This window comes from Mucilaginibacter sp. (assembly GCF_028287845.1).
Lineage (GTDB): Bacteria > Bacteroidota > Bacteroidia > Sphingobacteriales > Sphingobacteriaceae > Mucilaginibacter.
On the sequence record NZ_JAQBOW010000126.1, the window covers coordinates 1 to 20786 of the forward strand.

Below are 20786 nucleotides of genomic sequence, written 5' to 3' on the forward strand. Positions count from 1 at the left end.
TGCTCATTGGTACGTATCTTATCGCCCAGCCATGATGAATTAATGGTTGGATGTTGCTTTAATGCAATAGCACAAGCTTTCAACACAAAATCATTAAATGATATTTTAACCGGGGCAACCTCGTTTATTTTGTTACGTGCGGCAATTGCCTGGTCCATATCAATAGACATGGTTACATAAAAATGCGGCGCGGTAAATAAACTTTCTGATAGGCGCTTGGCAATAACCTTGCGCATTTGGCTAACCGGTTTCTCGGTAAATTTCTCTTCGCCTATAAAGGTTGGCAGTACTATTGGAGCAGCAGCTTTAGCAGGTGCAGCTGCTGTAGCCGGCGCGCTTGCAGCAGTTGCAGGGGCAGCACCCGGTTTAAAGTCTTCTACGTCTTTTTTAACTATACGTCCGCCTTCGGCAGTACCTTTTACAGCATTAATATCTATGCCTTTATCCTTAGCTATTTTACGTGCCAACGGCGATGCTTTTACACGGCTGTCGCTATGGCTGGTTTCAACTTCTTCGGCTGGAGCGCTTGCTGCAGCAGGTGCAGATGCAGCTTCGGCAGCAGGTTTAGCTTCGGCGCTTGCAGCAGGGGCATCTTGCAATAAAGGAGTAATATCTGTTCCTTCTTTACCTACAATAGCTATAATGCCGTTAACAGGGGCCGCTTCGCCTTCTTTAGGGCCAATGTATAAAAGTGTGCCGGCTTCATAACCCACCACTTCCATAGTAGCCTTATCGGTCTCCACATCAGCTAACGAGTCGTCTGATTTTACTTTATCACCAACCTTAAAGTTCCATTTATTAATGATACCCTCTGTCATGGTATCGCTCAAAGCAGGCATACGAATAACAGTAGCCGGGATTTTTGAGGTATCTATTTTGGCAGCAGGTGCAGCGGCGGGTGCTTTATCAGCAGCAGGCACGGGTGCCTTTTCTTCTTCTTTCTTTGCGGCAGGAGCAGGTGAAGACGCGCCCGCTAATGCAGTTTTATAATCTTCGCCCTCTTTACCTAAAACAGCAATTACTTCATCAACCGGTACAGATTTTCCTTCTTCCACCCCGATGAATAATAATACACCATCCTGGTACGACTCAAAATCCATCGTGGCTTTGTCTGTTTCTATCTCGGCCAATACATCGCCCGATTTTACTTTATCCCCAACTTTTTTATGCCATTTAGCTACTACACCATCAGTCATGGTGTCGCTCATTTTTGGCATTTTAACTACTTCGGCCATATTTTATGATGAGTGGTTTTTAATAAATTTAGTGCGATTAATCTTTAATATAAGGATAATCTTTTTGTACATACACATCAGTATATAATTCTGATGCTTCCGGCCACGGCGACTCTTCGGCAAATTGTACCGCCTCGTCAACTTCGGCCTTTATTTTAGCGTCCATATCTTCAAACCATTTCTCATCAGCGTAGCCATTTTTTTCGATAGCTTGCTTTATGGTTTCAATTGGGTCTTTAGCTTTATAGCTTTCCAGTTCTTCTTTTGTACGATATTTCTGCGGATCGGACATGGAGTGGCCCTTGTAACGATAAGTGCGCATCTCCAGGAACGTTGGCCCTTCACCTTTACGGGCACGTTGCACGGCCTCGTCCATAGCGTTATGCACCGCAACCGGGTCCATACCGTCAACCGGTGATGAAGGAATACCATAAGGCAAGCCTAATTTATAAATATCAGTTTGTATAGTGGTACGCTCAACCGAAGTACCCATTGCATAACCGTTATTTTCGCAGATGAAAATTACCGGCAGTTTCCATAGCGCTGCCATGTTAAAGGTTTCGTTTAATGCACCCTGGCGCACAGCTCCGTCGCCCATGTAGGTTACATTTACAAACTCGGTACCTTTAAACTGCTCTGCAAAGGCTATACCTGCTCCTAATGGGATCTGGCCGCCAACAATACCATGCCCGCCATAAAAGTGTTTCTCTTTGCTAAACATGTGCATAGAACCACCTTTACCTTTTGAGCAGCCGGTAGATTTACCATAAAGCTCGGCCATGATAGAATTACTGCTTACACCCTTGGCAATAGCATGCGCGTGATCACGATAGGCAGTGATCATGCTATCCTCTGGTTTTAATACAGATATTGCTCCGGCTAATACCGCTTCCTGGCCAATATATAAGTGACAAAAGCCTCTTATTTTTTGTTGCCCATATAACTGTCCTGCTTTTTCTTCGAACTTGCGCATTAAAAGCATGGACTCATACCACTTTAGATAAGTGTCTTTATTTATTTCGATTGAACTCATTTGTCAAACAACCAATTTTTACGTAGAAAGCGCAAATCTAATTATATCCTGCAAATTATCGAAACTACAACGAATTTGTTATGAAGTTTTATGCAGAAAGATTGAAGATTAGCGATTAAAGATTGGAGATTGGTGGTTGCAGTTTGGATATTAATACATAAATCACGCTTTTAACAATCACATTAAAACCTTGTTTAACCGTTTTCGACTGGCTTAAAACTACGATAAGCCTAATCTTTAACCACCAATCTCTAATCTTTAATCTTCACCACCCTCAATCTTATCCCCAATCGTGGAAAACTTAAAGGTGTTATTAAAAAGCCGTATTTGTTTGGACTTTTAAAAAAAATGGATAGTTTTGCATGCAACCTTATCGACAATGTGCAACAAAATGGACACTTTGTCCGTTTAACAACAACGAAACAAGGAATAAATGAAGAAAACAGTATTGGCCATTGCCTTATTTTTCAGCGTTTTAGCTGCTCAGGCTCAAACAAAAACTGTTCCAAATCAACCTGCTGATAAGGCTGTAGACGAGCAAGAAAGTTTAGCAAAGGATTATTTATCCCAAATTATGGGTGTTGCAATGTCTGCAACTTCTAACATGAAGCTTTTTAATTTTGTTTATGACTGGATAGGCACCCCTTACCGTTTTGGCGGCAGTTCAAAAAAAGGTGTTGATTGCTCTGCATTTACAAAACAGTTATATAGCCAGGTATTTAACTATGACATTAAACGTAACTCGCGCGATATCTTCAGTATGGTTAGCCCGGTTAGCAAGGATGATTTAAAAGAAGGAGATCTGGTTTTCTTTAAAATTCATAGTCGCAGTATATCTCATATTGGCATTTATTTAGGCAATAACCGTTTTGCACATGCTTCGTTAAAAGGTGTAGCCATAAGCAGCCTCGATGATGCTTATTATAACCGGTATTTTTACAAAGGGGGCCGCGTATTAGCTGCTTTTAAAAATGAACTGGGCGTAGGCACCTTACCCGATGATGAAAGTAAAGAAAACAATTAGATAAAAATACTTCCACATAAAAAAAGCCCTTCATTTCTGAAAGGGCTTTTTTTGTTTTATAATGATTATTTTATAGTGGTTAAATCCCCTCCAATTCATTCTGCAGCATAACTATACCGGCAAAAAGACCGACAACACTAATAAATATGATTCCGAATAAGGGGCTATTTGGCACATTTCCTTCCATTTGGGCAACAGCGGCATATATTAATCCTATTGTGCTTACTAATATCAATGCTAGTCCCAACGCAACTTTTGATCTCATAATTACCCTTAAAATTATAATATGAAGTGTAATAGTGAGAGCAAATAGCGAACCAGCAACAGCATTTATCAATGTTGCGTTTAAACTATAGCCAGAATAACTTTATTTCAATTTATTTTGGCGGATGAAGACAAGTCGGCTATCCCTTAACGGGAAATTAGATGCACATAATCGGGCGTTATCGTAACAATAATATTGCAATTTATTTTAATGCTAACCACTACTCACCCATTACCGCCATGCTTACTGCCTGTGAAGAGGGAACCGCGCGGATAGCTATCAAGAACGGCTGAGGTAAATTATCAGCCAGTTAAGCCTCGTCTTTTGTAGTACGAACAAGGCTTATGCCAGTAAAAAAGAAAAGTATGGAAATTATACCCACAACTGTTAATGTTGTAATACTGCCGGCTTGTTGAATAATGCTTACACCGGTATAGATTAATCCAATAATGCCCAGCACAGTTAATATGGTTCCAAAGGTTCGTTTTACATTCATAATATGATATTGGTTTTTGTAACACATCAATAAATAAGTCTATATTTATTGGATTTTAATAATAAGCCATGACAAACCAAATAGTTTCATTACTAGTAATTTTTATTTTACTGATAATTATATTTTCATCGTTTGTAACCGTTAAACAAGGCACCATAGCCGTAATTACTGTATTTGGTAAATACCGTCGCATATTAACCCCCGGCCTAAGTTTTAAATTACCTCTTATCGAAGCTATATACTCTAAAATATCTATACAGAACAGATCAGTAGAGCTGGAGTTCCAGGCAGTAACTTTCGATCAGGCCAATGTTTACTTTAAAGCTATGTTATTGTATTCTGTATTAGATCAGCAGGAAGAAACTATAAAAAATGTGGCTTTTAAGTTTGTTGACGAACGTAACCTGATGCAGGCGCTGATACGCACCGTTGAAGGCTCTATACGCGCGTTTGTGGCAACTAAACGACAATCGGAAGTATTGATACTAAGGCGTGATATTGTTGAACATGTAAAAGAACAATTGGACCAGATACTGGAATCATGGGGCTACCATCTGCAGGATCTGCAATTGAATGATATTACGTTTGATGATGTGATCATGAAATCAATGAGCCAGGTTGTAGCATCAAACAATTTGAAGGCCGCTGCCGAAAACGAGGGTCAGGCCTTGTTAATTACCAAAACCAAAGCTGCCGAAGCCGAAGGTAACGCCATTAAAATATCTGCCGAGGCCGAGCGCCAGGCTTCGCAACTGCGCGGGCAGGGTGTGGCTTTGTTTCGCCAGGAAGTAGCTAAGGGTATGACCGTAGCCGCCAAAGAAATGGAAACCGCACACATGGATACATCAGTTATTTTGTTTACCATGTGGACAGAATCTATAAAACACTTTGCCGAAAACTCGCAAGGCAACGTTATTTTCCTTGATGGATCAACCGATGCTATGCATCAAACCATGAAAGAAATGATGAGTTTAAACCTTTTACAGTCTGACAAAGTCAAAGGCAAGTAGGATTTAAACTATTGACTCAATGGGATTTAGGTTTATGGGGGTGATTTGCATCACCGGCTTGTTGTTATGTGTGCTAAATAAAGCCAGGGCACAAGAAGGTTATCACCGGTTATCACTAAACGATTTCAGGGGAGACCCACGTTCTGATGGCGATAACGCCATCGCTTATACGCACTGTTCTATTGATTACCGCTACCATGTAATGGCCGAGAACAATCATTACAATTTATCTTTTGACGTAAAGCTGATATTAGACCGCAGCCAGTCATGGCTGGACAAGAAGCGTGTACAATCACAGCGAATGCTTACTGATATAATTAAACATGAACAGGGCCATTATATTATTGCCTATATGGAGCAGCAGGAAATACTGCGTATAGCTAACCGTACCCATTTTGATGCCAACTACCAGGCAGAGGCAAACGCCATATTTAACCGCATACATACCAAATACGAACAACTCACCGTAAACTATGATACCGATACCCGGCACATGCAGGACAATGTGCAGCAACGCAGCTGGGATGTTTATTTTAAAAAGCGGCTGGCTTATATGCCGCCCATGGAAATAGCAGACTCGGGGTATTAGGCACCAATCAAAAGCTTTGAAACAGCCTTAAAACACTCTACCATATTCTAAAACACCTTTTTGTCATACTGAACGTAGTGAAGGATCTTATTAAATCGATAAGTATAAGGGCAGTCATTCAGATAAATTTATTTACGTATAAGATTCTTCACTACGTTTCAGAATGACAAATTAATCTTTCGAACACTCCTGCGCTAAAATCCTTTCTTCCGGGTAACACCCGGCTTACGCACTTTTTTACTTTCATTACCCCCTACCCCTTCGGCACCGTATTGGCGGGCCATTTTTGCTATGCGGTCCTCCATGCTTTCGGTAGTTAACCGCTCGCGGCCCAGGCTGTCAACCATTATGGGGAAGGCAAATGGTGTGGGCCTTTCAATGGTTTTTAAAATTATGTTTTGGGTGACGATACGCTGTAAAGCAGCCCGCAGCCTAAACTCTTCTAACTGAAAAGCCAATGCCTCATTATAAGCCTGGCGCACCAGCAGGTTATCCGGCTCGTATTCGCTAAATACATCAAATAATAATGACGACGATGCCTGCAAATGCTTATTCTTTACCTGCTGACCGGGATAACCGGTAAACACCAGGCCGCCTATATGGGCAATATCCCTGAAACGGCGGCGGGCCATCTCGTTAGCGTTTAAACTATGCTGTATATCGGCCAGCAAATTATCGATAGAGAAAAAGTCCAGGTCCTCCAATGCCTGTTCTATCGGTATATCCTCATCGGTTAATAATTCAAACCCGTAATCATTCATCGCTATAGAGAAGCTTGCGGGTTTAATGCGCGATATTCGGTATGCCAGCAATGATGCCATCCCCTCATGCACCAACCGCCCTTCGAACGGGTAAAATAATAGGTGATGCCCTTCGCGGGATTTGAACGACTCGATCAAAAATTCATGGCTTTGCGGCAAGTGCGATAGTTGGGCCTGCAGATCAAACAATGGTTTCAAAGCAATTACCTCTTCATCCTTTTCAATACCATGGGCCACCTCGTCCAGCTTATCCCTGAATACGGCCGACAATTGCGATGATAAAGGCATGCGGCCGCCATTCCAGCTTGGTATCATTCCTTTTGTTGAGTTTGATTTTTTAACGTAGGCCGTCATTTCTTTTATCCGCACAAACTCTAAACTGCGCCCGGCAAACCAAAACGTGTTGCCCGGTTTTAATTTTGAGATAAACGATTCTTCAACGGTACCTAAACTGCCGCCACTTAGCCATTTTACACGGATACTCATTTCGCTGGTAATGGTGCCGATACTAAGGCGATGGCGCATGGCAACCCTGCGGTTGTTTACCTTATACAGGCCATTGTCTACCTCTACCTTTAAAAATTCATCATACTGTGCCAGGGTTTTGCCGCCGTTGGTGATAAAATCAAGCAGCTGGTTAAACTCGATTCGCTTTAAATCGGCAAAAACATAGGTTGTTGTTACCTCATTATACAATTCGTTAGCGTTGAAGCCTTCTGATACCGCCAGGGTGACCATATATTGTATCAGCACATCCATGGTTAGCAGCATAGGGTCACGGCTCTCGAAGACACCTTGTTTAATAGCCTGCTTTAGCGCCGCCCCCTCCAATAATTCTAACGAATGCGTAGGCACAAAATAAGCTTTTGATATCGCTCCGGGATGGTGCCCGCTGCGCCCTGCCCGCTGCATAAAACGGGCGACACCTTTGGGGCTGCCTACCTGAATAACTGTATCCACGGGCCGGAAATCGACCCCCAGATCCAAACTAGATGTACATACTACCACTTTTAAAGCTTCGGCATGTAGGGCCTGTTCTACCCAGTTACGCAATTCATTATCCAGCGAGCCATGGTGCATAGCCATAATACCCGCGTACTCCGGGTAATTGTCTAAAATGGCATGATACCATATTTCTGATTGTGAACGGGTATTTGTAAAAATGAGGGTAGTATTGCTTTTAGCCACTATCTTCATCACCTGCGGCAGCAGCTTTAAACCAATATGCCCCGCCCACGAGTAATTTTCAATATTATCAGGAATAATGGATTGTATAACCAGCTTCTTATCCACATTGGCGCGGATTATTTTAATTTGTTCCTGCGGGAAATTATTGCCCAGCAGCACATCCGCAGCCTGCTCTAAATTGCCAATGGTTGCGCTGATGCCCCATATTTTAAGTCCGGAGTCGGGAGTCTTAAATCCTAAGTCTTGTGTATGCTGACTTTTGACTTCAGACTCAATACTTAAGACTTTTAGCCTGCTCAACCCCAGCTCAACCTGTACCCCTCTTTTAGTGCCCAGCAATTCATGCCATTCATCAACCACCAAAACCTGCAGGCTTTGAAATATTTTTGGATACTCTTTTTGTGCCAGCATCAGGTGCAGGCTTTCGGGGGTGGTAAGCAATACCTCGGGGAGTTTTTTCTTTAGTGCCTGTTTTTCGGCGGCGGGGGTATCGCCTGTGCGGGTGGCAATTCTCCAGGGTATCTGCAGGTCATCGCAAACCTCCTGCATGGCTTTTTTAATATCGTTAGTTAATGCACGCAGCGGGGTTATCCAAAGCATCTGCAAGCCATTGTTTTGGCGCGTTCTATAATCGGGATGCTTATTTATAAAACCGGCCAGGAAAGGCAGGAACAAGGCAAACGTTTTACCACTGCCGGTAGGTGCATTTAACAAACCCGAATAGCCACCCAGATAAGCTGCTTCCATTTCCTGCTGAAAAGGGAACTGGTGCCATTTTTTTTGCTTATACCATTGCTGTATAACTTTTTGCCCCGGGGTTATCATCATTAACTAACAAGATCAGGAGTATTTTGTGATACCATAAAAAAGTCCTGCAGGTAAACAGCAGGACTTTTCTTTATTTATTAATAATGCCGTTATTTCTTTTCCGGCAGCAATATCAGCTTAATTAAATTATTATTATTTAAATACTTGTTAGCTATGTCTTTAGTGGTTTGCGCGGTAACCAGTTCCAGATACTGCATGTGTTTTAATATGTTATCAGAGTCCTCACCATTTTGTGCAGCAGCGGTTAGTGATGCTTCCCAAAAAGCATTTTGCTTTAATTGTGACTGGAAGGTACGTGCCTCTTTAAGAACAAATTTTTGAACATCCTTAGCCACAGGGCCATTTTGCTTTATTTTATTTAATTCATTAAGCACATAGGCCATTGGCCTGTCTACATTGTTGGCATCGCATAAAAATGATATGGTGATTTTATATCTGCTTTCAGGAAATTTTACATAACTGGCTCTTACCCCGGCCGAAAGCACGCCGCTCTCGGCTTTTATCGAATCAGCCAGGCGAATATTTAAAACCTCTTCCAGCGCATCCATCTGCACGTTATCTGCCGAATTATAATCATAAGCGCCGCTAAACACCAGCTGCACTGTTGCTTTGTCGCTAACGCCTTTATATACGGTTTTAGTAATTTGCCCCGCAGGCGGATGAATACCTAACTTTTTATAGGTTTCTTTATGATTTGTTACCGGCAAGCTGCCCAAATACTGTTCTAGGTAAGGCGTAATATCAGCTATTAAAAAGTTGCCTGTAAAGGTGAATGTAAAGTTGCTGGCGTCGGCAAACCTATCTTTATAAAAGCTAAATGCCCTATCTAAACTGGCTGCATTTAACTGCTCCATAGTAGGCGACATTTCGCGCGGATTATAGCTGTTTAAAACTGCTAAAATAGTGTCTTGATATACGCTACCCGGATTATTGCTCTTGTGCGCTATTAATGATTTTGCCTGGTTAATGTTGGTTGCCCATACATCGGCATCTTTACGCGGATTGGTAAAATAAAGATATACAAGCTCCATGGCTGTTTTAAAATCCTGGAGCGCGGAATACCCGGATACACCCTGCGTTGTTTCGCCTATATAGGGCTTAACACTTAAGTTTCTGCCGTTTAACATTTTGTCAAGCAATGTTTGGTTAAAGCCGGCTACACCGCTATTGCTTATTACTGTTGATGAAAGATTAGCTGATGTAAAATCCTGGTCGTTTGCCAGCGAAGTGCCACCAAAACTATACCCCGTAAAAAGTATCTGATTATTGGTATTCTGTGTAGGTTTCAATATTACTTTTACACCGTTTGACAGGGTTATGTTTTCTACCAACAGCGTTGTGTCGGTTTTTGAGCTTACAACTTTACCGGCTACAGGCTGCACTGTAATTAACGGCGTACTACGCTCATCTACGTAAGCAACCAATCCTTTATCCGCATCGGCTATCCATTGCAATAAAGTTTGCCCGGTTGGCAATTTACCTTTTTCGCTATCGGGCGCTTCAATTAATATTACCCGGTTTTGGTCGGTTATATATTTGGCGGCCAAAGCGTTTATCTCATTAACCGTTATTTTACCTATGTTATTTATATAATAGTTATACTCATAATCTATACCGGGTATAGACTGTCCTGTTAAAAAATTACGTTCATACAACCCTACAAAATTTGTTGATGGGGTATTATCTTTTTGTGCAAAACTATTAGAAATTTGTGCCAGCGCAGCCTGTTTGGCGCGCTCCACTTCGGTTAGTGTAAATCCAAATTTTCTTATACGTTCTGTTTCGCCAATTATGCTCTTTACTGCAACTTCTAAACCGCTGGTATTTGCTACCGCAAGCGCCGTAAATGCATTTTGCTTACCTGTAAATGCACCATAACCGGCCTGCCCAAACAATATGGGCGGTGCAGACACCTGGGTTATTTCGGCAATGCGGGCGTTCAATAGCTGGTTAAATAAGCTAATACGCATGTTTTGCATAAAATCAGCCTGCGTTTTAACTATTGTTTGCGGCTGCTTTACTACAACCTGTATTAACGTATAGGGAAAGTCTTTATCAGTTACAAATTTTACTGCGGTACCGGGGATGGCAGGAACTGAATATTGCTGCAGCGGTTTTTCCGCCGCGGGGTTCCTTAATGCAGAGAAGTTGAATTTTATCATATCCTCCACCTGTTTCGGGTCAAAATCACCAACAACTATAATTGCCTGCAAATCGGGGCGGTACCAATCAGCATAAAAACTTTTAAGCGCCGCGTCTGTAAACCCTTTTACCGTGTTTTCTTTACCGGTAGGGAAACGCTGCGCATACCGGGAGTTATTTAATAATATAGGTAAAGTTTGTAGTTGCAGCCGTTCCTGCGGTGTTTTACCGCCAATGCGTATCTGCTCTGCAACTATTGCCTTTTCGCTATTCACGTCGGCCTGGTTAAATGTCATATAGGCTGCCCAGTTAGCCATTAATTTAAAGCCGTCTGCAAATATTTTGGCCGTGTCGGTTGGCAGGTTTAATTGATAAACGGTTTCTTCATAGGTGGCATAGGCGCTTGTATCAGGGCCAAATCTTGTGCGGAGGTTTTTAAGGTAACTTATCAGGTTGTCTTTGGAAAAATCCCGTGTGCCTTTAAAGGCCATGCGCTGGGTAAAATTAGCCATGCCCTGTTGCGCGTCTGTTTCAACAACAGAACCACCTTTGTTTACCAGAAACAGTTCTGCCCTGCCCTTTTGCTGTGCGTTATTGCGGATATAATAAGTTAAGCCATTGGGTAATTTGCCAATTATAACGTCAGGATCAACGGGCAATGCGCCCACCGCCACTGGTTTGGTTTGTTGTTTAGCCGTTCCCGGCGTAGTTTTATGTGCTGTTGATGGGGTTGTTTTCTTTTTTACCTGCGCAACTGCTGAGGTTGTAAAAAGCAATGCTGCAGCCCATAAAAAAAGGCTCTTTTTAAAATTCATGTTTTAGGTTAAAATATTGTGCTAAGATGCAAAAACGCCAAGGTTTGTTAAAAATTATTTTAAGAGTAAAATTAAAAGGTTTTAGGTTAGGTTGTTATACCTTTATAACGATCTTCCGAATATACAATATCCACATCAATACCCAAATTAGCAATGTCATTACAATTGCGCTGGCTAAAGAGGCATTAAAAGGCGACGAATAGGGTTCAAAAAGTATTTGATAGATAGATGAATTGCCAAACCTTATTTTGTTAATATAATGCGGCACAAAGTCTGATAGTACATACGCGGTAATAGCATTGGCGCCAAACGGCAGAAAAAATCCTGTAAAATTTTTATACCCCTGTACATCTATCAGCCAATAAAAGCCTGCTAACGCGATGGTTGCCCAACCACCGGCATATAATACAAATGAGCTTGTCCATAAGGCTTTATTTATTGGAAAGAACAAATCCCATATCAACCCCAAAATAACAGCCAATACGCCATAAGTAAACATCCAGCTCACTTTTACACTATCCTCGCGATCCTTACGTTTAAGCCAGCTGCCAATACGTATACCAAACAAGCCGGTAGCAATGGCCGGTAATGTTCCTAATAGCCCTTCCGGGTCCCAGGTATGCGATTCGCTCCATAAGTGATTGGTTGAGAAAACCATCCTATCCACCCATGCGCCCATATTAGTGGCCGGCAGCAGGCTGGCAACACCTGTATCCGGAACGGGTACAAAGGTCATCAGCAGATAATAGCCTACCAGTAATATAACAAACAGCCAATCGCGTACTTTTTGTGATGCTTTGATGTATAAAACGGCACAGATAAAAAATACCACCCCTATACGCTGCAGCACACCCGGAAACCTCATGTGCGCAAAATCCGGGTGTAAGATAATGTGTATGGTCAAACTTATCAATATCAATAAAACACCACGCCGCAAAGCACCCCATATCATACTGCTTTGATTTCGGGGATCGGCAGCTTTTCTTTCCATTGCATAAACAATAGATACCCCCACGATGAATAAAAAAAATGGGAATATCAGATCGGTAGGCGTACAGCCGTTCCATTTAGAATGTTCTAACGGCGCATAAATATGCCCCCAATCGCCTGGATCGTTTACCAATATCATAGCGGCTATGGTTACACCTCTGAAGACATCAAGGGATAATAGTCGTGAGTGTTGAGTGTTGCTCATTTTGATGGTATGAGTATTATGACGCAGGTTTTTTTTCTAATGTACAAATTAAATATAACCTAATAAAAATATCGTTTAAAAGTAATCTGGCGGCGGGTTAGGTTAACAGATTTTATCTTTTGTTGTATATTCGTCCAAACTTTTCAAATCATGAGCGCATATAGTCTTTTTCAAGAGCTGCATTCCGTTTTCAGGTATGTAGTAATGGTATTGTTTATTTACACCATTTTAATGGCGTTAATAGGCTGGTTTGGCAACAGGCCATACACCAACCGCAACCGTTTAAGCAATTTATTTGCCCTAATATCGGCACATACGCAGTTGCTGATAGGTATTGTGCTATATTTTTTAAGTCCGCTGGTGCAATTTAACAGCGCAACCATGAAAGACAGCACCTTACGCTATTTTACTGTTGAGCATTGGGTAATGATGGTTATCGCTATCGCGCTGATAACTGTTGGCCACAGCAAATCTAAAAAATTGGTACTGCCAGAGGCAAAACACAAAACAATTGCCCTGTTTTATGGCATTGCACTGCTCATAATTATTGGCGCATTGGCTGCCGGCAAAATTCCTATCTTAAAATAGTTGAAATAATTGAAAAAAAAGTGAGAAAAAATTTGGTAATTCAAATTTCTTTCTAAATTTGCGTCACAATGATCAAGAACACAAATAAAAACTCCTGGTGGCACCAATTAAATTTGGCAGCCGGATAAATTTTTGATCAAAGGAAACTAACCAATTGTAAACCTAATACAAAAACCCGGCGAACCCTCATTCGCTGGGTTTTTTGGTTTATAACTATTTTAAATACAGAATGAAAAAATATAAAATTATAACCACCTATAAAAAGCTGCTTGCAGATACTACAACCCCTGTAAGCATTTACCTGCGCTTGCGCGATATTTTTCCAAACTCACTACTGTTAGAAAGCTCTGACTACCATAGCCGCGAAAACAGCACCAGCTATGTTTGCTGCGACCCTATAGGTGGACTTACACTTAATGATGGTGAATTGAATAAAAAATTTCCTGATGGTACCGAGGAAACATTTAAGGAGGGGGAGTTTGAATTAATAAGCCATATTAGCGACTTTCTGAACAGTTTTGAAACGACAGATATCCCATTAAAAATTACAGCCAACGGCTTGTTTGGCTACTTCACCCATGAAGCAGTTGAGCATTTTGAAACCATCCGACTTAAAAAGAGCGATGATACTATCAGGAAGATTCCGGTAATGCAGTACAATATATATCGTTATATTATAGCAATTGATCATTTTAAAAATGAGCTTTACATCTTCCATAACCAACCTGAAGGTGAAGAAGCAAACGAGGGTCTGAATAAAATAAAGGATCTTATAAAAAATAAAAACTTCCCTGAATATACTTTCCAAAGCTCGGCTGATGAAAAGTCTAACTTAACCGACGAGGATTTTATGGCGGTGGTTGAAAAAATGAAACAGCATATTTACCGGGGCGACGTGTTCCAGATAGTACCTTCAAGGGCTTTCTCCAAGCAATTTACAGGCGATGAATTTAATGTGTACAGGGCGTTACGCTCTATTAACCCATCGCCTTACTTGTTTTATTTTGATTATGGCGATTTCAGGATATTTGGTTCATCGCCCGAAGCGCAGATCACTATAAAAAACCGAAAGGCTACCATTTATCCTATAGCGGGCACATTTAAACGGAGTGGCGATGATGAGAAGGATGCCGAGCTGGCCCATAACTTAAAGAACGATCCCAAAGAATCAGCAGAGCACGTAATGCTGGTTGACCTGGCGCGTAACGACCTTAGCCGCCATTGTGAGCAGGTAGAAGTAAAAGCGTTTAAAGAGGTGCAGTATTATTCGCACTTAATACACCTGGTATCTATGGTAAGCGGCAATTTATTGCCCAATGTACCTACATTTAAAGTAGTTGCAGATACCTTCCCGGCCGGAACGCTAAGCGGTGCCCCAAAATACCGCGCCATGGAGATCATAGACGAAAATGAGAATATTAAACGCAGTTTTTACAGCGGCGCGATTGGCTATTTAGGCTTTAATGGCGATTTTAATCATGCCATCATGATCCGCTCGTTTTTAAGTAAAAATAACACTTTACACTACCAGGCAGGCGCGGGCATTGTAGCCGGGTCTGTAGCCGAAAGTGAGTTAAATGAGGTTAACAATAAAATAGCCGCTTTGCGTAAAGCAATTGAACTGGCAGAAGAATTGTAATAAACAACAAAAGAATTAAACTAACCTAATAAATAATTCCCCTATTAATAAAAGAAAGTTGGGAGGTGAAAAATGGAAAATAAAATTTTAATTATTGACAACTACGATTCGTTCACATACAATTTAGTACACCTGGTAAATGAGATTGGCCTGCAATGCGAAGTATGGCGCAACGACAAGTTTAATATTGACGATGTGGACGCGTATGATAAGATCATCCTTTCGCCAGGACCGGGTATTCCATCCGAAGCCGGTTTGTTGCTGAATGTGATAGAAAAATATGCACCAACAAAAAGCATATTTGGTGTATGCCTTGGTCAGCAAGCTATTGCCGAGGTTTTTGGTGGTACCTTATATAACCTAAAACAACCCATGCATGGCATAGCCACCCCCATAATAGTTACCGACGAAAAGGAAATATTGTTTAAGGGTTTGCCGCACAGCTTTAAAGTTGGCCGTTATCACTCGTGGGTAGTTGATGAAAAATCAATCCCAGATGTGTTAACCGTAACAGCTATCGACGAGGTTGATAACTCGGCCATGGCATTAAGACATAAGCAATATGATGTTAGGGGCGTACAGTTTCACCCGGAATCTATCCTTACAGAATTTGGAAAAGAAATGATGCAAAACTGGTTAGCCCCTCACCCACCTGAAGGGGGAGTTTTTAAATCGTTAACTACCGTTGCAAATTAAAATATAATACATTATGACTGAACATATGTTCCCCCTTCAAGGGGCCAGGGGGCTAAATATACTTGATAAAATTGTTCTGAATAAAAAAGCCGAGGTAATAGCAGCCAAAAAAAACACCAGTACTGCAGAGTTAGAGGCTTCGGTGTTATTTAGCAGGCAAACTTATTCGTTCAAAGAGTTTCTGCTGGACCCCGCGCGTACCGGTATTATAGCAGAATTTAAACGCAGGTCGCCATCAAAAGGTATTATTAATGATAGGGTTGGTGTTGAAGCGGTAACTACCGCTTATGCAGCGGCCGGTGCATCGGCCCTATCAGTATTAACTGATACCGATTTTTTTATGGGTACCAAAACTGATCTTTTTAAGGCGCGCAGTGCAAATACTATCCCCATTTTGCGCAAAGATTTTATGATAGATGAATACCAGGTAATAGAGGCAAAATCACTGGGTGCCGATATTATTTTATTAATTGCAGCTATACTTACTCCTGCCGAAATACAATCACTGGCATCATTAGCAAAAAGCCTGGGATTAAATGTGCTGCTTGAGGTACATAACCTGGAAGAACTACAGCGCAGCATTAACCCTAATTTGGATGCTATTGGCGTGAACAACCGCAACCTGGCCGATTTTACAGTATCTGTAGAAACATCTTATAAACTGGCTGAGCATATCCCTGCAGAGTTTTTAAAAATATCAGAAAGCGCCATCAGCGATACAGAAACTATCAAAGGCCTAAAAAAAGCCGGCTTTAACGGATTTTTAATTGGCGAGAACTTTATGAAACAAACCGATCCGGGTTTAGCAATGAGGGAATTTGTTGAGGGGTTGAAGTAGGAGAGTAGAAATTGTATTTAATCTTTCAACCATTCTTCGTATCGCTTTTCAAGCTCTTTCATGGTTAAATAATCACCATTTTTAATGTCCTGTTCTCCTTGTTCAATACCTGCAAGATGCTCTTTAGGGATTTGAAATACCTTATCCTTGTAACTGATCATCTTATTCAGCATATCCAAATAATCCCGATCATTTAACTCGTCGACCTGTTCGTGAGTTGATTTTTTGAGCTCTATTAATGTCATAATATAAAGTTAGCAAGTTTTTTTCGGATATTCTGTCATAAATACTTTATCAAAAACCACACTTATACCAGTTTTTGTAACTTGGCACTTTGATTGATACAAAATACTGAATGAAGCAAAAATTTTATGATACTGCTGTGAAGCAGGAACGAGCCGTTTTGGTAGGCGTTATTACCGCTAACGAAACAGAGGAGCGCGCGAAAGAATATTTAGAAGAATTACAATTTTTGGTGGATACCGCCGGTGCAGAAACTGTTAAAATATTCACACAAAAACTACAGAAACCAGACAGGGCCACCTTTGTAGGCTCGGGCAGGCTGGAAGATATTCAGGCATTTGTAAAAGAAGAAGAGATAGATATAGTTGTTTTTGATGATGAACTAACCCCATCGCAACTGCGTAATATTGAGAATGAATTGCAGGTTAAAATACTTGACCGCAATAACCTTATACTGGATATTTTTGCCAACCGTGCACAAACCGCGCAGGCCAAAGCCCAAGTTGAACTGGCTCAATTGCAATACCTATTACCCCGCCTTACCCGCTTATGGACCCACTTAGAGCGCCAAAAAGGTGGTATTGGTATGCGTGGCCCGGGTGAGAGCCAAATTGAGACCGACCGTAGGTTGATCTTAAATAAGATAGACCTGCTTAAAGACAAGTTAAAGCTGATAGATAAGCAAAATGCTACACAGCGTAAAAACCGTACGCAAATGGTGCGTGCCGCGTTGGTGGGTTATACCAACGTAGGTAAATCAACCATCATGAATATGATATCCAAATCTGACGTGTTTGCAGAGAACAAGCTGTTTGCTACGCTGGATACTACGGTTAGAAAAGTAGTGATAGAGAATGTGCCTTTCCTGTTATCAGATACCGTTGGGTTCATCCGTAAACTACCTCACCATTTGGTGGAGTGTTTTAAATCGACGCTTGATGAGGTACGCGAAGCTGATATATTGATACATGTGGTTGATATTTCGCACCCCGGTTTTGAGGATCAGATACGTGCTGTAAATGAAACCCTGAAGGACCTGGGCGCAAGCGATAAACAAATTATAACCGTATTTAATAAAATGGATGCCTATAAGCCCATCCAAATGAATCCCGGCGAAGAGGCTGAACCTTTAACGCTGGATGATTTTAAACATAGCTGGATGGCCAAAAACAATAGTCCGGCCATATTTATATCAGCAACTAAAAAGGAAAATATCGACGAATTTAGGCAGCTGCTTTATGATTATATAAAACAGATACATGTGGATAGATATCCGTATGATCATTTGTTGTATTAAGCCTCAAGGATTGTATTACAAGGTTGTCATTTCGAAACGTAGTGAGAAATCTTATACTCACGATAAGTAGCAAGGCGTATAAGATTTCTCACTCGTACCTCGTATCGAAATGACAAATTAAAAAATCAGGTCAGGAAAATATTATACTTTATCTCCGGTATTATCCCTTTTTCCAAAGCTGTATCAAACAATAATTTGATAGCTTTCCTCCCCTCCTCACCCAAATCAACCGAGTATTTATTTACATATAGCTCAATATGCTTATACATCACCTCCTCACTCATTTCCTGCGCGTGTTGGCGGATAAAGTCCAATCCTGATTTTGGATTGGCAAAAGCAAACTCGACAGATTTACGTAGCACCCGGTTTATTTTATACTGAACATCTAAAGGTAAATTACGGTTGGCAACTATACCACCAAGCGGAATAGCACAACCGGTTTGTTTCTCCCAGTAATCGCCCAAGTCGATAATTTTTTTTAAGCCTTTATCCTGGTAAGTGAACCGGTTTTCATGAATGATCAACCCTACATCTACCCTGCCTTCTAATACAGCATCCTCAATGTCAGAAAATACCAATTCTACTTTATTGGTAGCTTCGGGAAAAGCCAGTCCTAATAAAAAATTGGCGGTGGTATATTTGCCGGGGATACCGATTAAAGGATTTACGATTTCGGATTTACGATTTACGACTTTACCGCTTTGCAAATCCGAAATCGAAATTTCGAACTCCGAAATCAACAACGGGCCGACACCAAAGCCCAGCGCGCTGCCGGCATCCAGCAATACATATTGATTAGCTATATAAGCAAAAGCATGATAGCTTAGTTTGGTTATATCCAGCTCGCCCCGGAATGCTTTTTGATTAAGCGTTTCCACATCATCATAAAACACTTCAAACTCCAACCCCTCGGTATCAATTTTATGGTGGATAAGCGCGTCGAAAATAAAAGTATCATTAGGGCAGGGCGAAAAGCCGAGTGTTAGTTTCATGGTATCTAAAGATTAGAGATTGGTTAATTAGAGATCAGGCCTTACATTCACTAATTCGCTCATTCAATAATTCACTCATTAATAAACAACCTACAACTCTCTGATTAATTCAAGCGCAAATGTATTCAGATTTTTAACAGCAAGCCCTATCTGCCAATTGTCGCGGTTGCGTTTTTCTACATAATTTGACACTGCCCTGATCTGTATGCAAGGCACTTTCAACTCACGGCATACATAGAAGAAGGCGGCGCCTTCCATACTTTCCAGTTGGGGGTTAAGCCGCTCAACTATAGCCGCTATAGTATCATCATTACCATGAACGGTATTTACGGTAATTGCTTTGGCCTGTTTAATATTAATCTTTTTAGTAAAATGACTAATGCTGCCGGTGGGCCTGAAAATGCTGGCCCCAAAACCCAGTTGTTCAATACTGATAAACTTTTTATCATCTTCTGCCCCTAATTCGGCAAAGGTATCTTCTGTAATTTCTACTATATCACCAGGCAGGATGCTCCTGTCAAAACTACCGGCAATACCCAGATTTATTACCAGGTGGTATACATTATGGGGTAAATGCCTGGCTAATGCAAACGCTGTTGGCACCATGCCCGCACCCGTTATTAATACCGAGCAGTTAGCTACCGAAGTATGCCGGGTAATAAACAGGTTTTCGCCCTCGTCAGACTTTTGCATGCTCAGCGCTTCCATTAAAGGTTCAACTTCGGGTTGGGTAGCAGCAACAATTAATATCCGCATATCATTTTCTTTATTCAACTAAGATAAACAAACGCCCTTATAATTGTTTTGTATATTTGTACCCATTAAATATTATGATGATACACATAACGCGTAGGGAACATTTTAATGCAGCACATAAAATGTACCGGGATGAGTGGAGCGCAGAAAAAAACACAGAAGTGTTTGGCAAATGCGCCAACCCAAACTGGCATGGGCACAACTATAATTTATTTGTAACCGTAAAGGGACATGTTACGCATGCCACTGGTTATTTAATAGATTTGAAAGAGCTAAAAGTTATCATTAACGATTATGTTATTGAAAAGCTTGACCATAAAAACATTAACCTTGATGTTGAATTTATGAAGGGCAAAATGGCATCGACCGAATTGCTTTGTATTGAAATTTTTAACCAGCTAAAAGCACCGATTGAAGCCTATGAAGGCGTATTTTTACACTCGGTAAGATTACATGAAACCGAAAATAACTCGGCAGAGTATTTTGGTGATTAAACCTGAACAATGATCGATAAAAATAATATCCCCGACAGGGATGATGATATTAACGGTTACGAAAAAATTGACCGTTATAACCCCGAACTGATTGACAGCCTATCGGCTCATTACAAAAGCATTTTAAAGCAAATAGGTGAAAACCCCGAACGCGAGGGCCTGTTAAAAAGCCCAGAACGTATTGCAAAAGCAATGCTATACCTTACCCAGGGGTATGACATGGACGCAAAAGATATTCTTAATTCGGCTTTATTTAAAGAAGAATACAGCCAAATGGTAATTGTTAAAGACATTGAGGTGTACTCTATGTGTGAGCACCATATGCTGCCATTTTTTGGCAAGGCACACATTGCCTACATACCAAATGGCTATGTAGTAGGGCTGAGCAAAATACCGCGCGTGGTTGATGCCTATGCCCGCCGCCTACAGGTACAGGAGCGCCTGACTAACGAAATAAAAGATTGTATACAGGAAACCCTGCAGCCCGTAGGCGTAGGCGTTGTCATAGAGTGCCGCCACCTGTGCATGTGTATGCGCGGCGTACAAAAACAAAACTCGGTTACTACTACTTCTGCTTTTTCGGGCGGATTTTATCATGAAAAGACCCGGGCAGAGTTTTTACACTTAATTTCTTCGAAATTAGGTTAATTAGGTTAATGGTT

Annotated in this window: 20 protein-coding genes; 10 read left to right on the plus strand and 10 right to left on the minus strand. The window is 41.2% G+C overall.

Annotation, left to right across the window (positions count from 1 at the left end; all coding sequences use genetic code 11):
• Together JWP71_RS12675 and pdhA are read right to left on the minus strand one after the other, a co-directional pair.
• Positions 1 to 1235: biotin/lipoyl-containing protein (locus tag JWP71_RS12675; protein WP_299500547.1), on the minus strand; the 1235-nt coding region annotated here is incomplete at its 3' end.
• A gap of 37 nt (positions 1236 to 1272) precedes the next feature.
• Complete coding sequence (pdhA, locus tag JWP71_RS12680; protein ID WP_299500549.1) at positions 1273 to 2268, minus strand: pyruvate dehydrogenase (acetyl-transferring) E1 component subunit alpha; 996 nt, start codon at positions 2266 to 2268, stop codon at positions 1273 to 1275.
• A gap of 433 nt (positions 2269 to 2701) precedes the next feature.
• On the opposite strand from pdhA, the gene JWP71_RS12685 reads away from it, so the two are divergent.
• Positions 2702 to 3292 carry an NlpC/P60 family protein gene (locus tag JWP71_RS12685; protein WP_299500551.1) on the plus strand — a complete coding sequence of 197 codons (591 nt, stop codon included), beginning with the start codon at positions 2702 to 2704 and terminating at the stop codon, positions 3290 to 3292.
• 79 nt (positions 3293 to 3371) lie between these two features.
• Here JWP71_RS12685 and JWP71_RS12690 read toward each other — a convergent pair whose 3' ends face one another.
• Positions 3372 to 3557, minus strand: coding sequence for a hypothetical protein (locus JWP71_RS12690; protein WP_299500554.1), 186 nt, complete (start codon positions 3555 to 3557; stop codon positions 3372 to 3374).
• Positions 3558 to 3867: 310 nt separating this feature from the next.
• Positions 3868 to 4053, minus strand: coding sequence for a hypothetical protein (locus JWP71_RS12695; protein WP_299500557.1), 186 nt, complete (start codon positions 4051 to 4053; stop codon positions 3868 to 3870).
• Between the two features lie 68 nt (positions 4054 to 4121).
• On the opposite strand from JWP71_RS12695, the gene JWP71_RS12700 reads away from it, so the two are divergent.
• Positions 4122 to 5063: an SPFH domain-containing protein gene (locus JWP71_RS12700; RefSeq protein WP_299500560.1), complete on the plus strand. Its 942-nt coding sequence runs from the start codon at positions 4122 to 4124 to the stop codon at positions 5061 to 5063.
• 19 nt (positions 5064 to 5082) lie between these two features.
• The gene (locus JWP71_RS12705; RefSeq protein WP_299500563.1) at positions 5083 to 5652 is read left to right on the plus strand and encodes a DUF922 domain-containing protein; all 570 of its coding nucleotides are present in this window, start codon (positions 5083 to 5085) and stop codon (positions 5650 to 5652) included.
• A gap of 194 nt (positions 5653 to 5846) precedes the next feature.
• On the opposite strand, the gene JWP71_RS12710 is transcribed toward JWP71_RS12705, so the two are convergent.
• The 3 genes from JWP71_RS12710 to JWP71_RS12720 form a co-directional block, all read right to left on the minus strand.
• On the minus strand, positions 5847 to 8429 hold the full coding sequence (locus tag JWP71_RS12710) for a ligase-associated DNA damage response DEXH box helicase (protein ID WP_299500566.1): 2583 nt from the start codon (positions 8427 to 8429) through the stop codon (positions 5847 to 5849).
• 89 nt (positions 8430 to 8518) lie between these two features.
• A complete protein-coding gene (locus tag JWP71_RS12715; protein WP_299500569.1) occupies positions 8519 to 11386 on the minus strand; it encodes a M16 family metallopeptidase in 2868 nt (955 codons plus the stop codon).
• 94 nt (positions 11387 to 11480) lie between these two features.
• The gene (locus JWP71_RS12720) at positions 11481 to 12581 is read right to left on the minus strand and encodes a DUF5009 domain-containing protein (protein ID WP_299500572.1); all 1101 of its coding nucleotides are present in this window, start codon (positions 12579 to 12581) and stop codon (positions 11481 to 11483) included.
• Between the two features lie 150 nt (positions 12582 to 12731).
• Here JWP71_RS12720 and JWP71_RS12725 point away from each other — a divergent pair, with 150 nt between their 5' ends.
• The 4 genes from JWP71_RS12725 to trpC all read left to right on the plus strand — a co-directional run bounded on the left by JWP71_RS12725 (position 12732) and on the right by trpC (position 16342).
• Entirely contained in the window at positions 12732 to 13169 is a 438-nt protein-coding gene (locus JWP71_RS12725; protein WP_299500575.1) for a cytochrome B, read from the plus strand.
• A gap of 229 nt (positions 13170 to 13398) precedes the next feature.
• Entirely contained in the window at positions 13399 to 14808 is a 1410-nt protein-coding gene (locus JWP71_RS12730) for an anthranilate synthase component I family protein (RefSeq protein WP_299500577.1), read from the plus strand.
• A gap of 72 nt (positions 14809 to 14880) precedes the next feature.
• Complete coding sequence (locus tag JWP71_RS12735; protein WP_299500579.1) at positions 14881 to 15504, plus strand: aminodeoxychorismate/anthranilate synthase component II; 624 nt, start codon at positions 14881 to 14883, stop codon at positions 15502 to 15504.
• Between the two features lie 13 nt (positions 15505 to 15517).
• The gene (gene trpC, locus JWP71_RS12740; protein WP_299500581.1) at positions 15518 to 16342 is read left to right on the plus strand and encodes an indole-3-glycerol phosphate synthase TrpC; all 825 of its coding nucleotides are present in this window, start codon (positions 15518 to 15520) and stop codon (positions 16340 to 16342) included.
• Between the two features lie 17 nt (positions 16343 to 16359).
• On the opposite strand, the gene JWP71_RS12745 is transcribed toward trpC, so the two are convergent.
• Positions 16360 to 16587 (minus strand): hypothetical protein, encoded by a 228-nt coding sequence (locus JWP71_RS12745; RefSeq protein WP_299500583.1) that lies wholly within the window; start codon positions 16585 to 16587, stop codon positions 16360 to 16362.
• A 110-nt stretch (positions 16588 to 16697) separates the two neighbouring features.
• On the opposite strand from JWP71_RS12745, the gene hflX reads away from it, so the two are divergent.
• Positions 16698 to 17882, plus strand: a complete 1185-nt coding sequence (hflX, locus tag JWP71_RS12750) for a GTPase HflX (RefSeq protein ID WP_299500585.1) — start codon at positions 16698 to 16700, stop codon at positions 17880 to 17882.
• A gap of 125 nt (positions 17883 to 18007) precedes the next feature.
• Here the strand turns inward: hflX and JWP71_RS12755 are convergent, their stop codons facing one another.
• Positions 18008 to 18874 carry a 1,4-dihydroxy-6-naphthoate synthase gene (locus JWP71_RS12755; protein WP_299500587.1) on the minus strand — a complete coding sequence of 289 codons (867 nt, stop codon included), beginning with the start codon at positions 18872 to 18874 and terminating at the stop codon, positions 18008 to 18010.
• Positions 18875 to 18964: 90 nt separating this feature from the next.
• Positions 18965 to 19630 carry a futalosine hydrolase gene (gene mqnB, locus JWP71_RS12760; RefSeq protein WP_299500589.1) on the minus strand — a complete coding sequence of 222 codons (666 nt, stop codon included), beginning with the start codon at positions 19628 to 19630 and terminating at the stop codon, positions 18965 to 18967.
• 77 nt (positions 19631 to 19707) lie between these two features.
• Between mqnB and JWP71_RS12765 the strand changes: the two genes are divergently transcribed.
• Complete coding sequence (locus JWP71_RS12765; protein WP_299500605.1) at positions 19708 to 20124, plus strand: 6-carboxytetrahydropterin synthase; 417 nt, start codon at positions 19708 to 19710, stop codon at positions 20122 to 20124.
• Between the two features lie 9 nt (positions 20125 to 20133).
• Positions 20134 to 20772, plus strand: a complete 639-nt coding sequence (folE, locus tag JWP71_RS12770; protein WP_299500591.1) for a GTP cyclohydrolase I FolE — start codon at positions 20134 to 20136, stop codon at positions 20770 to 20772.
• The last annotated feature ends 14 nt before the right edge of the window (positions 20773 to 20786 follow it).

Coding starts and splice junctions, on each gene's coding strand:
- folE (WP_299500591.1), top strand. CDS start 20,134: ATGATCGATAAAAATAATATCCCCGACAGGGATGATGATATTAACGGT.
- trpC (WP_299500581.1), top strand. CDS start 15,518: ATGACTGAACATATGTTCCCCCTTCAAGGGGCCAGGGGGCTAAATATA.
- JWP71_RS12720 (WP_299500572.1), bottom strand. CDS start 12,581: ATGAGCAACACTCAACACTCACGACTATTATCCCTTGATGTCTTCAGA.
- JWP71_RS12695 (WP_299500557.1), bottom strand. CDS start 4,053: ATGAATGTAAAACGAACCTTTGGAACCATATTAACTGTGCTGGGCATT.
- JWP71_RS12725 (WP_299500575.1), top strand. CDS start 12,732: ATGAGCGCATATAGTCTTTTTCAAGAGCTGCATTCCGTTTTCAGGTAT.
- JWP71_RS12705 (WP_299500563.1), top strand. CDS start 5,083: ATGGGATTTAGGTTTATGGGGGTGATTTGCATCACCGGCTTGTTGTTA.
- JWP71_RS12690 (WP_299500554.1), bottom strand. CDS start 3,557: ATGAGATCAAAAGTTGCGTTGGGACTAGCATTGATATTAGTAAGCACA.
- JWP71_RS12765 (WP_299500605.1), top strand. CDS start 19,708: ATGATACACATAACGCGTAGGGAACATTTTAATGCAGCACATAAAATG.
- JWP71_RS12730 (WP_299500577.1), top strand. CDS start 13,399: ATGAAAAAATATAAAATTATAACCACCTATAAAAAGCTGCTTGCAGAT.
- JWP71_RS12755 (WP_299500587.1), bottom strand. CDS start 18,874: ATGAAACTAACACTCGGCTTTTCGCCCTGCCCTAATGATACTTTTATT.
- JWP71_RS12745 (WP_299500583.1), bottom strand. CDS start 16,587: ATGACATTAATAGAGCTCAAAAAATCAACTCACGAACAGGTCGACGAG.
- pdhA (WP_299500549.1), bottom strand. CDS start 2,268: ATGAGTTCAATCGAAATAAATAAAGACACTTATCTAAAGTGGTATGAG.
- JWP71_RS12735 (WP_299500579.1), top strand. CDS start 14,881: ATGGAAAATAAAATTTTAATTATTGACAACTACGATTCGTTCACATAC.
- JWP71_RS12685 (WP_299500551.1), top strand. CDS start 2,702: ATGAAGAAAACAGTATTGGCCATTGCCTTATTTTTCAGCGTTTTAGCT.
- JWP71_RS12700 (WP_299500560.1), top strand. CDS start 4,122: ATGACAAACCAAATAGTTTCATTACTAGTAATTTTTATTTTACTGATA.
- JWP71_RS12715 (WP_299500569.1), bottom strand. CDS start 11,386: ATGAATTTTAAAAAGAGCCTTTTTTTATGGGCTGCAGCATTGCTTTTT.
- JWP71_RS12710 (WP_299500566.1), bottom strand. CDS start 8,429: ATGATGATAACCCCGGGGCAAAAAGTTATACAGCAATGGTATAAGCAA.
- hflX (WP_299500585.1), top strand. CDS start 16,698: ATGAAGCAAAAATTTTATGATACTGCTGTGAAGCAGGAACGAGCCGTT.
- mqnB (WP_299500589.1), bottom strand. CDS start 19,630: ATGCGGATATTAATTGTTGCTGCTACCCAACCCGAAGTTGAACCTTTA.